The organism is Pseudoalteromonas sp. '520P1 No. 423' (assembly GCF_001269985.1).
Taxonomy (GTDB): domain Bacteria; phylum Pseudomonadota; class Gammaproteobacteria; order Enterobacterales; family Alteromonadaceae; genus Pseudoalteromonas.
Genome location: NZ_BBZB01000001.1, coordinates 608,159 through 622,974 on the forward strand (window position 1 = coordinate 608,159; position 14,816 = coordinate 622,974).

Consider the following 14,816-nt stretch of genomic DNA (forward strand, 5'->3'; position numbering starts at 1 on the left):
AAAAAAGAGACTTTCTATTGCTATCGCTTCAATCACGCCACACTTTTGCTTTGCCTGTTATGGCACGAGATATAATCGAGATAGAAAAAGCAGAACAATTAACTCAAATTGATTTTAATGTTCCTTTTATGATTTTAGGTGAAGGAAGTAATACTGTTTTTTTAAATGATTATTCTGGTTTAGTTATCTCTATGAAAAATAAAGGTATAGAGAAAAAAGTAGATAATGAATTTATATATTTAAACGTATCTGCAGGTGAAAACTGGCATGAGTTAGTATGCTCTACATTGGCTGATAATATATTAGGCTTGGAGAATCTCGCTTTAATCCCTGGTTCAGTGGGTGCCGCGCCAGTACAAAATATAGGTGCCTATGGCGTAGAAGTCAGGCAATTTATTGAATATGTAACTGGCTATGATATTAACCAAAATCGTTTTTATACTTTAACCAATGAAGAGTGTGAGTTTGCTTACCGAGAGTCTATATTTAAAGACGAATTAAATAAAAAATTTATTATTACAGAGGTTGGCTTTAAGTTTAACAAATTATGGCTGCCAGAGTTAAGTTACGGGCCACTAAAGCAGGTATCACTTACCGGTAATAACGCTAAAGATGCAAAATCAATTTTTGAACAAGTTGTTTCGATAAGACAAGAAAAACTACCCGATCCTAACAAAATCCCCAATGCTGGCAGTTTTTTTAAAAATCCAATTATTAAAGAAACACAATTAATTGACTTAAAAAAAGCGTATCCAGATATCCCAAATTATCCCGTAGGTTTGAATACTCACAATGTGAATGAATTTAAATTAGCGGCAGGTTGGTTAATAGACAAAGCTCAATTAAAGGGTTTTAGAGTTGCAGGAATAGAAGTAAACCCTCTTCAAGCATTAGTACTACTGAACCATGGGAATAGCACGGGTGATGATATCACTAAAATGATCTTAACAATTCAAAAAACCATAAGAGAAAAATTTTCTGTTGAATTAGAGCATGAAGTTAGGATCATTAATACAAACGGTGAGTGTAAGGTAGGCTTACATAACATATTTATTGAAGGACAGTCATGAAGGCGCCGCAAGGTAATAAATTAGTTATTTTAAATTACTTAGAGCAAGCACAAGCAACTACTGGCAAGTTTGTCTCGGGTCAACTTTTAGGAGACGAGCTAAATATAAGTCGTGCAGCAGTGGCAAAACATATTCAGTCATTACAACACATGGGTTTAGATATATTTAAAGTATCAGGTAAAGGTTACCGCTTGAGTAATGAACTTAATCTACTTAATCATCAAAAAATATTAGACCAATACCGCTTAGCGGCATCAAGAGAAAGTAAATTAGAAGTTCATCCAGTTATTGATTCAACTAATAGTGAATTAATGAGACGCATACAATCAGGTGAAACCTTAGCTTCAGGGACTGTCATTGTTGCTCAGATGCAAACAGCAGGTCGGGGGCGAAGAGGGCGTACTTGGCAATCACCTTTTGGTGCCAATCTATACTATAGCTATTATTGGTTATTGGATGACGGTCTACAGGCTGCTATGGGATTAAGTATCGTAGTGGGGTTAGCTGTTTATGATACTTTAAAAGCACTATATGGCATTGAAGTACAATTAAAATGGCCGAATGATATTTTGTTTGATAATAAAAAACTTGCAGGCGTATTAGTTGAACTTGATGGTCAACCTCAAGGACCATGTAAATTAGTGATAGGCATAGGCTTGAATATTAAAATGCCGCAAACCTATAGCGATCAAATCGATCAACCTTGGACCGATCTGTCTTTATTAAACTCTAATACAGATGTGATAGATAAAAACAAATTGGTAGCTCAATTAACACATTGTTTAGAAGTAAGATTAGAGGAATATCGTCAAACTGGATTATTAAACATGCACCAAGAGTGGAATCAATTACATGCCTTTCAAGAGCAGTTAGTCACATTGGCAACAGGTAAACGTAATTGGCAAGGCATTTGTGAGGGAATAGATGCACAAGGTGGCATTAAAATAAGGCAAGATGGCGAAGTAAATACTTATTTTGGCGGTGAAATATCTTTAAGAAAGGTAAATTAATGTCATGATATTATTAGTTGATGTTGGTAATACAGCCCTTAAAACTGCGTTATTTGATGGTTCTAAAATTTTGCTTTGTCCATTTGAAGATTTGGATTGGTCAGTGATAAGCAATGTTATTTACTCCCATGTTGCAACGACTAAAAAGCTTGAAGTTCTAATTGAGGTTGCTCAAAGAAAAAGTATTCCTATCTATAAAGCTGTGGTAGCTAAAGAGTGTGCAGGTGTGAGTTGTGGCTATGCAAACTATCAAACATTAGGCATAGACCGTTGGTTAGTTGTATTGGCGTGTGCAAATGAGCTTACATCTGAAAATAGAGACGTTATTATTATTGATTCAGGTACCGCAACAACAGTAGATATTGTGAATCACAAAAAGCAGCATTTAGGCGGTTGGATTTTACCTGGTTTAGATTTATTGGTGGACTCTATTGCCTCTAGAGCTGAAAAAGTATTTGTAGATGAAAAAACACCTTTTAAAGCAGAATTTGGTGTCAATACACCTGCAGCGTTAAAGAATGGCTGTTTGATTTCAACATTAGGCGCAATTCAATATGCTATCTCTCTTTTAGATAATGAGCCGCTATTAGTTTTTGCAGGGGGTTATGGCATGTTATTAAAAGATCAAATGCCGCTAGAGTTAAATCAACAAGCTATCTATAGCAATGACCTTATTTTTAAAGGTTTGCTTGTTTGGTATCAAAATGAAGTTAACTCTTAGATTTTTGCTCGTTTTTGCCTAAAGATTCAACAAACAATCAAAAAATTAAAATTATTTTAATTAAAGGGTTGCATCATTTTGAACCTTGCTCTAGAATCCTGCCCCGTACTCAAGCAGAACAATGCTTATATAAAGTATTATGTGCCGACTTAGCTCAGCTGGTAGAGCAACTGACTTGTAATCAGTAGGTCAACCGTTCGACTCGGTTAGTCGGCACCATTTCAAAACACTTTAAGTGTTGCTTTCTTCTAGGCTAAAAGATAGTTAATGAACAGTTTCGTGGAGGGGTTCCCGAGTGGCCAAAGGGATCAGATTGTAAATCTGACGGCTCAGCCTTCGGTGGTTCGAATCCACCTCCCTCCACCACTTTTATCACGACGGTTATTAGGTCGCTTCATACAGGTTTGTATCGCGGGCATCGTATAATGGCTATTACCTCAGCCTTCCAAGCTGATGATGCGGGTTCGATTCCCGCTGCCCGCTCCAAGTTCTTGTGTTGCTGATATAGCTCAGTTGGTAGAGCGCACCCTTGGTAAGGGTGAGGTCGGCAGTTCAAATCTGCCTATCAGCACCAGTCTAAAAACCTCTAAAAAACTTCCTTTAATTTGTCTTTATATTTCAAAAATTAATCAAGCTTGTTTATAATTAGCTTTTAATAAATCATTTCGATAATACAGATAGGTTCCGTCATGGCAAAAGAAAAGTTTGAACGCGTAAAACCGCATGTTAACGTTGGTACAATTGGCCACGTAGATCACGGTAAAACAACTCTAACAGCAGCAATCACAAACGTACTTGCAAAAGTATACGGTGGTGAAGCTAAAGATTTCTCTGCAATCGATAACGCGCCAGAAGAAAGAGAACGTGGTATCACTATCTCAACTTCTCACGTTGAATACGATACTCCAACTCGTCACTACGCACACGTAGATTGTCCCGGTCACGCCGATTATGTTAAAAACATGATCACTGGTGCTGCTCAAATGGATGGTGCTATCTTAGTAGTAGCTGCAACTGACGGTCCTATGCCACAAACTCGTGAGCATATCCTGCTTTCACGCCAGGTTGGCGTTCCTTACATCATCGTTTTCATGAACAAATGTGACATGGTTGATGATGAAGAGCTACTTGAACTAGTAGAAATGGAAGTTCGTGAACTTCTTTCAGAATACGAATTCCCAGGTGATGATTTACCACTAATCGCTGGTTCTGCTCTTAAAGCGCTTGAAGGCGAGAAAGAGTGGGAAGATAAGATTGTTGAGCTTGCAGAAGCACTAGATTCTTACATTCCAGAGCCAGAGCGTGACATCGATAAAGATTTCATCATGCCTATCGAAGATGTTTTCTCAATCCAAGGCCGTGGTACAGTTGTAACTGGTCGTGTTGAAGCTGGTATCATCAATGTAAATGATTCAGTTGAAATCGTTGGTATCAAAGAAACTACAGTTTCTACTTGTACTGGTGTTGAAATGTTCCGTAAGCTTCTAGACGAAGGTCGTGCTGGTGAGAATATTGGTGCACTTCTACGTGGTACTAAGCGTGAAGACGTTGAGCGTGGTCAAGTACTAGCTGCTCCAGGTACTATCAAGCCTCATACTAAGTTTGAGTCTGAAGTATACGTACTTTCAAAAGATGAAGGTGGTCGTCATACTCCATTCTTCAAAGGTTACCGTCCACAGTTCTACTTCCGTACAACTGACGTAACTGGTGATGTTCAATTACCAGAAGGCGTAGAAATGGTTATGCCTGGTGATAACGTTAAGATGGTTGTTGGACTTATCTGTCCAATCGCGATGGACGAAGGTTTACGCTTCGCTATCCGTGAAGGTGGCCGTACTGTAGGCGCTGGTGTTGTTGCTAGCATAATAGAATAATAATTAGTTAATTCTAATTGTTATCAAAAAAGGTCGCTTACGCGGCCTTTTTTAATGCCTGAAATTTGATGCTGTGAGTTTAAAATACAGCTTAGGAGAAGTACATTCCGTAACTTATAGAAAACACCTAGCTTTCACTGTAAGCTAATAAATATCACCGTTTCTTAGGCTTTTTGTACATGTATTATTAATACATTGTGCAGCGGGTTCTTCTAGGTGCTGACAAATACTCATCATTTTATTTTTTTCATTAAAAACTTTTTCAGCAACTGTAATTTTAGCTGCTAAAGTTTGTACTTTGTCTGAATCTACCGCCTTATTTGAGTAAATAGCATATTGGCTTGGTCCACCACATGCTCTGCTGCCAACTGCGATTACTTGGCATTGATTTGAAGTATCACACTCTTTATTAGCGATGAAAGCCTGAAGTTCAGATTTTTTTTCATTTAAACTTCCAGCAGTAATAGCTTCAAGTTTTTCTTTATGGTGATTATCCACTTGGGTAGTTGGTGTTTTTTCTACTGCTTCAGCTGGTGCTTTTTGCTCATCTTGACAAGCGGTTAAAGCAAAAGCAAATGGTAGCACTAAGCTAAGATGTTTTAAATTCATGGAAAAAGACCTATTTGAAAAATATATTTAACTGTATCATATTAAATGTGATTATAAGTTTCCAATATATGTATTTTAATTGAATGGTGTGATGTGATTTTAAATTTTATTTATATTTTATTGTTTGCATTTTTTGGTATGACAGCAACGTATTTTGTTCGGTTTTTTTATGATTTTTGGTTTAAAAATCAGATCAGAAGTTTCTATATGATGAAGGCTGGGATATGCATTGCTATTTGCTGTATATGTTATGGTTTGATCTTTGCTTTATCATGAAATAAAAATTTAGGCTCTCCGTAACATGGTATCTGAACAGTTACGGAGAAATAAATATGGGGCGTTGTTTAGCTTATTTCTTTTCGTTTAACCAAATAGCAACTTGTTTAGTGAAATAAGTTAAGATGCCATCAGCACCTGCACGTTTAAATGCTAATAAAGACTCCATAATACAAGGTCTTTCAGCTAACCAGCCATTTTGAATTGCAGCCATATGCATCGCATACTCCCCACTTACTTGGTAGGCAAAAGTTGGGACGCCAAATTCATCTTTAACACGACGTACAATATCAAGGTATGGCATACCTGGCTTCACCATAACCATATCAGCACCTTCTTGTAAATCTAATGCGACTTCTCTTAAGGCCTCATCTGAGTTTGCAGGATCCATTTGGTAGGTTTTCTTATCTGCACCTTTAAGATTGCCAGCAGAGCCTACCGCATCTCTAAATGGTCCGTAGTAACTTGATGCGTATTTTGCGGAATAAGCCATAATACGTGTATGTATATAGCCAGCTTCTTCTAGCGCTTCACGTATTGCACCAATTCTACCATCCATCATATCTGATGGCGCTACAACATCTGCTCCAGCTTGAGCATGTGAAAGCGCTTGTTTGATTAATACCTCAGTTGTCACATCATTAATCACATAACTTTGCTCATCAATAATGCCATCTTGACCGTGTACAGTGAAAGGGTCTAGTGCCACATCTGTGATCACGCCAATCTCAGGTACTTCAGCTTTTAATGCACGAACGGTTCTTTGAGCTAACCCATCAGGATTATAAGCTTCTTCGGCTAAAAGTGACTTTTTATCACTTGGTGTAACGGGGAAGATAGCAATAGCCGGAACACCTAGCTGAGATAGTTGCTTGGCTTCTTCTATTAGTAAATCAATTGAAATACGTTCAATACCAGGCATTGATTCGATAGCCTCACGGCGATTCTTTCCTTCCAATACAAAAACAGGATATATCAGATCTTTAACTGTTAAAGTATTTTCACTCATTAAACTACGTGAAAAGTCATCTCGTCGCATTCTGCGCATGCGTGAATATGGGAATAAATCTAAACCTGATTGTGCCATGTGTATTACCTATTGTGGATTATCTGTTTTTACAAACTGTTCTGAGGTTGATGATACTTTATTTCGACCAGTTTCTTTTGCTTGATATAATGCTTTATCTGCTAACGCAGTGTGTTGATTTGGATCTCGATTTAGCTCTGCAATCGCACTATACACTCCTGCGCTAATCGTCATCTCTATTATACCTGCAGATGTATGTATTTTGGCTTTTTCAATATTCTCTCTTATAGACTCTGCAACTGCGATAGCGCCATCTGTCGGTGTGCTAGGTAAAATTATTGCAAACTCTTCACCACCATATCGACATGCTTCGTCACAAGGGCGTTGAAGGCATTCTTTAATGGTGCTTGCGACAAACTTAATCGCTTCATCGCCAGCTAAATGCCCAAGAGAATCGTTAATAATTTTAAAGTGATCAATATCTAACATTAAAATGGCTAACGCTGTTTGCTCTCTTCGAGAGCGTCTAAATTCCATTGCGAGTTTTTTGTCAAAGTAGAGCCTATTACGGATGCCCGTTAATGCATCGTGGGTATTTTTTTCTTCTAATTCTCTATTTTTTTCTTCTAGTTCTCTAAGGGTTATTTCGAGTTCAAAAGTACGCTCTTGAATTTTTGATTCAAGGTCTTGCTGAGCTTGATTTTGGATTTTTAATTTTTCTTCTAATAATCCATCTTTCGCTCTGACTTCAGCAATTAATAGGTGCTGTTGCTGCGCCTTCTCATCTCGTTGCGTAATAAATTTAACAATTAATAAATAGGAAACAATAAAACTACTCATTAAGAAACAAACAATCAAAATTGGCTTTATTATTATGGCTGAAAATATATGCCCATTAAATAATAGAATACCATGCAGCAAAGTTAAGAAAATAGGCAGTTGATAGGCGAATACAGTTTTGGCATGTTTTGCTTTTTTTATGATATGAAAACTTGTAATCACTAAGCAAACACTCATATTAATTAAACCTATGGTGAAGCTCACTATTAAGCTGTTTGAATAACTAAACAAAGGGCTCAAGAAGATCATAATGAAAGTTAAGCTAAAGGAGATGCTCAATATTTTGAATTGTAGTTTATCTGCCTGGGCTAGTTTTAATAACTTGGAAGTAATTGGATTTAACAGTGTAACAGCGCATAAAAATAAGGCTGATATATTTATTTGTTGTAACCAAAAAGCATCAAAGTTGAAGTAGCGATAACTGAGCCCAAAATAGCCAGTCAATATAGCCCAAAGACAGGTAATATATAAACTGCCCATTAAAAATAAACTGTTTTTAGTCAGCATACTGATGAGGAAATTACTTATTATTAATGCTAATAAAAAACCTAAAAGTAGACCAGTTAGTAAGTTTAGTTTACTTTTATATTGCACGTATCGCTCAGGTGTCCATATGCTAAGAGGAAGTTTTAAAGCGCCTTTGCTTTGGGCTTTCAAGTAAATGCTATTACTACTATTAGCAGCTAAAGATATGCTAAATAATAAAGCTTCATCTTTAATTGCTCGGCTTGATAGCGGTTGAGTATCGCCAATAGTATGATGCTGAATTACCGTTTTATTTGTGAGCTGATAAAGAGAAAGCTCATCAATTAACGGGTTGCTTAGTACTACAAATATTTTTTTTATCTCATCAGTATTATTAGTTAAGTTGAATTTCATCCATACGGCTTTACTTTGTAGGCCTAAATTTATCTGCCCATCTAGAGATTTTTGCCATAGATGTTCTTGTTTTAATTGAGCTGATTCAATAGAGTTTTCAGAGGTGGTGTATAAATAATTGATAGGGTGCTGGTAACTAAACTGTGCATTGATATAAATATTGCTTGCCCATAAACTGTTTGATTGTAAAAAAGATAACAGTATAAACAATGTGGCAAGCAAATATTTTGGCATACTCATTCCTTTTTGCCGCATTGGGCTTATTTTACACGTTTAACTCGGATTGTTTTATTTGACCCCATTTTCTTCAATAAAAATGAATTTAAAGCACCGCGCATAATTGTCACTTCATTATCGGCTTTAACTCTAAAATTATCGGTGCCTATTTGACGCCAAACTTGACCGTTAGTAAGTGTAATAACAAGCTCTCCATGAGGGGATTTTTTCGCTTTTTTAACGAGTGCTATTTGTTCTGAATCTGAGTTAGCAGAGATATTTTTATGCTCTAAGCCAAACTTTTCTTCTTTATTTATAGCTTTACTTTGTTCAACCATGACAGGGGGTTTAGCATTTGATATATCAATGCTTTTCCCTGCAATTATTTGGTCATAACACACAAGTCTTTTAAAGTCATTTTCAACCATACTACAAGCTTTTAATGCTTGAGTATTGATATCTTGAGCGAAGCTGTTAGCTGATAATAGCATTAATAATGATAATGTTAGTTTTTTCATTTAATTCTCTTGTTCTGTCGGTTCTTGTTTTTTATTACTAAATGACGCCAAAATTAGGCCTAACTCAAATAACGCGAGCATTGGAATCGCTAGTAATGTTTGAGATAAAATATCTGGTGGTGTTAAAAACATCGCTACAACAAAAGCGCCAACAACTATGTATGCACGTTTTTCTTTTAAGCTTTGTACATCAGTTGCACCACTCCAACACAGTAACATAATTGCAACAGGAATTTCGAATGTTATGCCAAATGCAAAAAATAATTTTAAAACAAACCCTAAATAGCTACTTATATCAGGGCTTAAAGTCATCATATCTGGACCTACCCCTGTAAAAAAACCAAGAATAATAGGCAGAACGATGAAGTAACAAAAGGCGATACCTGAGTAAAAGAGTAAAATGCTTGAAATTAGCACTGGTATCAGCATGCGCTTTTCATTTTTGTATAAACCTGGTGCGATAAAACCCCAAATTTGATGCAAAATAAATGGAAAAGCTAAAAAAAGTGACACAAACAGCGTAAGTTTAAAAGGGGCAAAAAATGGTGAAGTCACATCTGTTGCTATCATGCTCGTACCTTGTGGTAAGGTCGAAATCAAAGGCTCTGCAACAAAGCTGTAAATGTCATTGGCAAAGTATACTAAGCCAATAAATATTACCAAAATAGATAAAATGGCATGAACCAGTCTATTTCTTAACTCAACCAGATGGCCAATAAATCCTGGCTGGCTTTGTGAAGCGTCTTTCTCATTTGTCATTTTTAGGTTCTTTAGTATCTGTTTGTTTGTAACTATGGGTGACAGATTGGGCTGCTTGATTTAGTTCATCTAGCGAACTTTGAAGGTCTGGCGATAAATTTTTCATGCCTTTCTCTTCAGCCTCCTTTAAGTTGTTATGAAGCTCATGGACTCTCAGCTCTTCATTTATCTCAGACTGTACAGACTGACCAAATTGTTTGGCTGCTTTAATCCAGCGGCTTACCGTGCGTATTGCTACAGGCAAGCGCTCAGGGCCTAAAACGATTAGACCCACGATAAAAACAATAACCAATTCCCAAGCGCCCATAGTTAGGCCTTATCTTTTTCTTTAGCTTGTACATCAGAGCTTGTGCTTTCTTGCTTTTCCTGATGATTGATTGATTCAGCTTCTGCTTTTTTATCTTCATCCGAAACCGCTTTTTTAAAGCCTTTTATAGCGCCACCCAAATCACCGCCAATATTTTTTAATTTCTTTGTACCAAACAAAAGCACGATGATGGCTAATACGATTAATAGCTGCCAAATACCAATTCCACCAAAACCCATAATACATTCCTCTTAAAATATTAATAACTTAATTTGTTTAGATTTTACGACGCAAAATTTTGCTGTTTATAAGTTAAAGTTTACGCCAAGCTGCAATAAAACTAAAGCAGGCAATGCTGCCACTAATAATTGCTTCTATTTCTTTGTGTGCAATAAAGAGCAAGGTCGTAACAATAAACCCAGTACACGATACCATAGCTAGCATTAAGGGTTTTTGATCTGGCGCTTTTTTTTCTGTATTTTGTAGCCTGTTTTGTTGCTTTAAACTCAAATAAATAAGATCTGGCAATTCTGGCAATTTTTCAGCCCAAAATGGAAAGTTGGTTTTAATTTGTTTTAAAACCGACATAGGGCCCATTTGTTCTTTTACCCACTTTTCAAGGAAAGGTTTGGCTGTTTTCCACAAATCGAGTTGCGGATAAAGTTGACGGCCTAAACCTTCAATATAAAGTAGTGTTTTTTGTAGTAATACTAATTGCGGCTGTACTTCCATGTTAAAGCGTCGCGCGGTATTAAATAAGTTTACCAATACTTGACCAAATGATATTTCAGCAAGTGGCTTTTGAAAAATAGGCTCTAATACGGTACGGATCGCAAACTCAAAATCTTCAATGCTGGTATCTGCTGGCACCCAGCCTGAATCGACATGTAACTGAGCCACTTTTTGATAGTCACGATTAAAAAATGCGATAAAGTTCTCAGCTAAATAGCGTTTATCCTCTTTATTTAATGTGCCAACAATGCCGCAATCTATACCAATATATTTAGGGTTCTCAGGTGTTTCTCTTGAAACAAATACATTGCCTGGGTGCATATCGGCATGAAAAAAACTATCACGAAATACTTGAGTGAAAAATACTTCAACACCACGTTCAGCAAGCAAGGCCATATTAGTATTTTGTGCTTCTAATGCGGGAAGATCAGATACTGGAATACCATAAATACGCTCCATTACTAATATATTTTTTCTGCTGTAGTCGCTGTAAACATGGGGTACGTAAAGTGAGTCTGAGCCTTCAAAGTTACGCTTAAGTTGCATGGCATTCGCGCCTTCCCGTAACAAATCAAGCTCATCTAAAATCGTTTTTTTATAGCCTTTAATGACTTCAATTGGCTTTAAACGTTTACCATCTGGAATGAATTTACTGACAAGCACAGCAAGATCTTGCATCAATTTCAGATCTGAATGAATGATAGGCGCAATATCAGGACGAATTACTTTAATGACGATGTCATGACTTTCACTGTCTTGCTCTTTAAGCCTAGCTGTGTGCACTTGGGCTATAGAAGCTGATGCTAACGGTTGAATATCAAAGTCATCAAATAAGTCAGCGATATCAGTTAAATCTAATGCGTTTTCAATTAATTTTTGTGCTTGCTCACCAGAAAAAGGTAACACTTGATCTTGCAGTAATGCGAGTTCTTTAGCGATATCATCGGATAGCAAATCTCTACGAGTAGAAAGCATTTGTCCAAACTTGATCCAAACTGGACCTAAGCTTTGTAGTGCTAATCGTAATCTATGCCCAGCACTTTTGTCTTTATGTTTATTTTGCAACCAAAAAAAGCAAAGGCGTAATGGCGTATAAAACCAAGGGCGAACATGTTTTGGGATTAGTTCATCTAAACCAAAGTGTAATAAGGTTTGGATTATTTTATATAATCGGGCAATCCGCAAAGTCTATTTCCTTTCATAGTAGAGAGCGTATCTCTGTGGTCAAATTTAGTTATTTAACGCTTTGCATCAAAATATTAATTCTGTGTTCTAATACATCTAGATCACTGGTCAGTTGCCTATTGTCATTTTTAAAAATGGTAAGTTCAATAGGGTGCATCGCTACCTTAAGTTCGTCTTGTAGTGTATGTGCTGTTGTAGCCTTGAGTTTCTCTACTAATTTTTGTTGTTGGCTATGTAAGGTTTTAACACCAAGTGTCACTCTATGGCTCATGCCATCACCTAGATAACTAGATAGCTGTTCAGGCCAATCTATCTCTATTTTTGAGAATGCACTGCTATAAGCTTGTGCTAATTGAATATCACCTTCTAAATCAAGTTTATTTTCTCTAATTAATTTGGTGATTTTTGCTGGATCTTTAAGTTCTAATAAGGTGTCTATGCTTGCGCAAATAATACAGTCAGCTTGTTTTTCATCTGTGGTTAAAATTATAAACTTTTCGCCGGTATATAATAAGATGAAAGCTTGTTGCCAATCTTTAATGTTTAGCTGTAATGTTTTGTGTTTGATTGCACTTAAACTAGTGTGAAGTTGAGGCGATAATTTTATCGCTTGATTTAACACTGATTCGATTAAGGCGATAATGAGCTGGGATAGCATATTGATTCCCTAGAAAGTAAAGGCGAGTTTCCCCGCCTAAAAATTTAGCTTAGTATTTAAAACCACGATGTAGGGCTACTATGCCGCCAGTTAAGTTTTGGTAGCTTGTTTGCTCAAAACCAACTTGTTCCATCATGCCTTTTAATGTTTCTTGATCTGGATGCATACGGATAGATTCAGCTAAATATTGATATGACTCACTGTCGTTAGTCACAACAGAGCCTATTTTTGGTAAAACGTTGAATGAGTAAAAATCATAAACTTTAGTTAAAAGCTCATTGTCAGGCTTTGAAAACTCTAGCACTAATAAACGACCTCCTGGCTTTAATACGCGAAACATTGAGGCCAGGGCTTTATCTTTATCAGTAACATTACGTAAACCAAATGCAATTGTAATAATATCAAAGCTGTTATCAGGGAAAGGTAATGCTTCAGCATTTAATTGTACATACTCGATGTTACCTACTCGGCCTTGATCTCTTAATTTCTCACGACCGACTTTAAGCATAGAGTCATTAATATCACCTAAAATAACTTGACCCGTTTCACCGGTAATTTGGCTAAACTTAGATGTCAAGTCGCCGGTACCGCCAGCTAAATCTAGAATCTTATGACCTTTTCTCACACCTGAACTGGCGATAGTTTGACGTTTCCAAAGACGGTGAATACCCATAGACATCAAATCGTTCATAATATCGTATTTTGCAGCAACAGAATGGAAAACGTCGGCAACCATGCCAACCTTCTCTTGCTTGCTGACCGTTTTATAACCAAAGTGAGTGGTGTTGTCTTGAGTTTGTTTCATCATTTTTCCCTATCAAATGCGAGAGATATTATCTTTGATAGTTTACTTGATTATGTATACCCATGCTAGCCTAAGATTGATGGCTAAGGACAATATAGGATGTATGATTGAGAGTAGGTAATATAAAATTTAAAGATAGTTATGAGAACAAAACAGTTTGATTTTTGTTCTCATAAATTTGTTTGATTAGTCAGCGAATTGAATCACTGTATTTTTCCCTGCTTGTTTTGCTTGCTCAGTAGCTGAGTGCACCTTATGGGTTAAGCTATTGAGTTCTTCTCTTGGAGATATTTCAGCAATACCCATAGAAATTGTGATTGTGGGTAATCTACGGCCTGTTCTTGAACTGACAAAGCGTAGTTTTTCTACACCACTTCGCATTTTTTCTGCTATTTCAGTGACTGCAGTTAACTCTACTTCAGGTAAAATAATTAAAAATTCTTCTTTTTTTGTTCTCACGGGTAAACCGCTTTCGAGTACATAAGACTTTACCTTTGAAGCTATTTTATTAAGTACAACATCACTAATAATATGACCGTATTTACGACTGAAGTCATTGAAATCATCTATGCTAATATTGATAGCGCACAGGGATTTATTTTCATCTATCCATAATTGGGCTTGTTCAGCCATATAATTTTGCTTAAATAATCCTGTTAAAGGATCTTTATGTGTTGCTTGTTTTAAAGAGAGTAGTTTCTGTTTAGTCTTTTTATTTTCTGTTTGTGCTTGCAGTAAATTATCTTGTAATTTTAACTGTGATGTTTTGAGTTTATAACTGGCATCAATAATACTTGATAGCACCTGACGAGATTGTGTTAGGTTATTTTCATCTATCGATAAAAGAGAACTATCCAATTGAGCTATATATTGGTTTATCGCTTGATTGCCCTCCGTTGTTGAAGCTTCAATATTATTAACAACCTCAGTAACACCTTTTATTAACAAGTCTTGAGACTTGTGTTCTTGAGATAAATGGCGTTGATAAAAACTCTCAAGGATAAAATCATCAAGTTGCTGTTTATTAGCAATGGAACGTTCTATGTCTTTGTTTAATTCTGCATTATCTGCGGAAATATAAGCATATGCCACATGATAATTAATCGGATGGGGAGCGAGTTTATGTTCTTCTAAAAATAGGCAAAGCTGAGTCATTTTATCTTGCGCTTTAGCCATGGAATCATGGTACTTCATAATTGTCCAATCAATAAAATTCGTAGCTGTTCCTCAGCTAAATAAGAAAACAAACCTCAATCCATGAGTTATTTTACCATTAAAAAACAAATTTGATTATATTGGAATAGTTTTAGCTAATAATTATATAAAACCA

At 36.3% G+C, this 14,816-nt stretch carries 15 protein-coding genes and 4 tRNA genes; 8 read left to right on the forward strand and 11 right to left on the reverse strand.

What is annotated here, in order from left to right; translation table 11 throughout:
• The first annotated feature begins 17 nt into the window (after positions 1 to 17).
• From murB to tuf, 8 genes are all read left to right on the forward strand, one after another.
• Positions 18 to 1,070 carry a UDP-N-acetylmuramate dehydrogenase gene (gene murB / locus PSA_RS02800; protein ID WP_042151874.1) on the forward strand — a complete coding sequence of 351 codons (1,053 nt, stop codon included), beginning with the start codon at positions 18 to 20 and terminating at the stop codon, positions 1,068 to 1,070.
• Positions 1,067 to 2,080 (forward strand): bifunctional biotin--[acetyl-CoA-carboxylase] ligase/biotin operon repressor BirA, encoded by a 1,014-nt coding sequence (gene birA / locus PSA_RS02805; protein WP_042151877.1) that lies wholly within the window; start codon positions 1,067 to 1,069, stop codon positions 2,078 to 2,080. The genes murB and birA overlap by 4 nt, the downstream gene beginning before the upstream one ends.
• 4 nt (positions 2,081 to 2,084) lie before the next feature.
• On the forward strand, positions 2,085 to 2,801 hold the full coding sequence (locus tag PSA_RS02810; RefSeq protein WP_042151880.1) for a type III pantothenate kinase: 717 nt from the start codon (positions 2,085 to 2,087) through the stop codon (positions 2,799 to 2,801).
• A gap of 143 nt (positions 2,802 to 2,944) precedes the next feature.
• Positions 2,945 to 3,020 (forward strand) — tRNA-Thr (locus PSA_RS02815).
• Positions 3,021 to 3,082: 62 nt separating this feature from the next.
• Positions 3,083 to 3,167 (forward strand) — tRNA-Tyr (locus tag PSA_RS02820).
• A gap of 45 nt (positions 3,168 to 3,212) precedes the next feature.
• Positions 3,213 to 3,287 (forward strand) — tRNA-Gly (locus tag PSA_RS02825).
• 12 nt (positions 3,288 to 3,299) lie between these two features.
• A tRNA-Thr gene (locus tag PSA_RS02830) sits at positions 3,300 to 3,375 on the forward strand.
• A 115-nt stretch (positions 3,376 to 3,490) separates the two neighbouring features.
• Positions 3,491 to 4,675 carry an elongation factor Tu gene (gene tuf / locus PSA_RS02835; protein ID WP_059364727.1) on the forward strand — a complete coding sequence of 395 codons (1,185 nt, stop codon included), beginning with the start codon at positions 3,491 to 3,493 and terminating at the stop codon, positions 4,673 to 4,675.
• 144 nt (positions 4,676 to 4,819) lie between these two features.
• Here the strand turns inward: tuf and PSA_RS02840 are convergent, their stop codons facing one another.
• From PSA_RS02840 to PSA_RS02890, 11 genes are all read right to left on the reverse strand, one after another.
• Positions 4,820 to 5,284, reverse strand: a complete 465-nt coding sequence (locus PSA_RS02840; protein ID WP_042151893.1) for a hypothetical protein — start codon at positions 5,282 to 5,284, stop codon at positions 4,820 to 4,822.
• Positions 5,285 to 5,633: 349 nt separating this feature from the next.
• A complete protein-coding gene (hemB, locus tag PSA_RS02845) occupies positions 5,634 to 6,647 on the reverse strand; it encodes a porphobilinogen synthase (RefSeq protein ID WP_042151898.1) in 1,014 nt (337 codons plus the stop codon).
• Positions 6,648 to 6,656: 9 nt separating this feature from the next.
• Positions 6,657 to 8,540: a diguanylate cyclase gene (locus PSA_RS02850; RefSeq protein ID WP_052380231.1), complete on the reverse strand. Its 1,884-nt coding sequence runs from the start codon at positions 8,538 to 8,540 to the stop codon at positions 6,657 to 6,659.
• A gap of 26 nt (positions 8,541 to 8,566) precedes the next feature.
• The gene (locus tag PSA_RS02855) at positions 8,567 to 9,040 is read right to left on the reverse strand and encodes a hypothetical protein (protein WP_042151901.1); all 474 of its coding nucleotides are present in this window, start codon (positions 9,038 to 9,040) and stop codon (positions 8,567 to 8,569) included.
• Complete coding sequence (tatC, locus tag PSA_RS02860) at positions 9,041 to 9,799, reverse strand: twin-arginine translocase subunit TatC (RefSeq protein WP_042151904.1); 759 nt, start codon at positions 9,797 to 9,799, stop codon at positions 9,041 to 9,043.
• Positions 9,789 to 10,106, reverse strand: a complete 318-nt coding sequence (gene tatB / locus PSA_RS02865; protein ID WP_042151908.1) for a Sec-independent protein translocase protein TatB — start codon at positions 10,104 to 10,106, stop codon at positions 9,789 to 9,791. The genes tatC and tatB overlap by 11 nt, the downstream gene beginning before the upstream one ends.
• Before the next feature lie 2 nt (positions 10,107 to 10,108).
• Entirely contained in the window at positions 10,109 to 10,345 is a 237-nt protein-coding gene (gene tatA / locus PSA_RS02870; RefSeq protein WP_042151909.1) for a Sec-independent protein translocase subunit TatA, read from the reverse strand.
• A 73-nt stretch (positions 10,346 to 10,418) separates the two neighbouring features.
• Positions 10,419 to 12,023, reverse strand: coding sequence for a ubiquinone biosynthesis regulatory protein kinase UbiB (gene ubiB, locus PSA_RS02875; RefSeq protein ID WP_042151912.1), 1,605 nt, complete (start codon positions 12,021 to 12,023; stop codon positions 10,419 to 10,421).
• Between the two features lie 49 nt (positions 12,024 to 12,072).
• Positions 12,073 to 12,681 (reverse strand): SCP2 domain-containing protein, encoded by a 609-nt coding sequence (locus PSA_RS02880; protein ID WP_042151915.1) that lies wholly within the window; start codon positions 12,679 to 12,681, stop codon positions 12,073 to 12,075.
• 49 nt (positions 12,682 to 12,730) lie between these two features.
• Positions 12,731 to 13,486 (reverse strand): bifunctional demethylmenaquinone methyltransferase/2-methoxy-6-polyprenyl-1,4-benzoquinol methylase UbiE, encoded by a 756-nt coding sequence (gene ubiE / locus PSA_RS02885; protein ID WP_042151917.1) that lies wholly within the window; start codon positions 13,484 to 13,486, stop codon positions 12,731 to 12,733.
• Positions 13,487 to 13,672: 186 nt separating this feature from the next.
• Complete coding sequence (locus PSA_RS02890; protein WP_042151920.1) at positions 13,673 to 14,680, reverse strand: diguanylate cyclase domain-containing protein; 1,008 nt, start codon at positions 14,678 to 14,680, stop codon at positions 13,673 to 13,675.
• Positions 14,681 to 14,816: the final 136 nt, after the last annotated feature.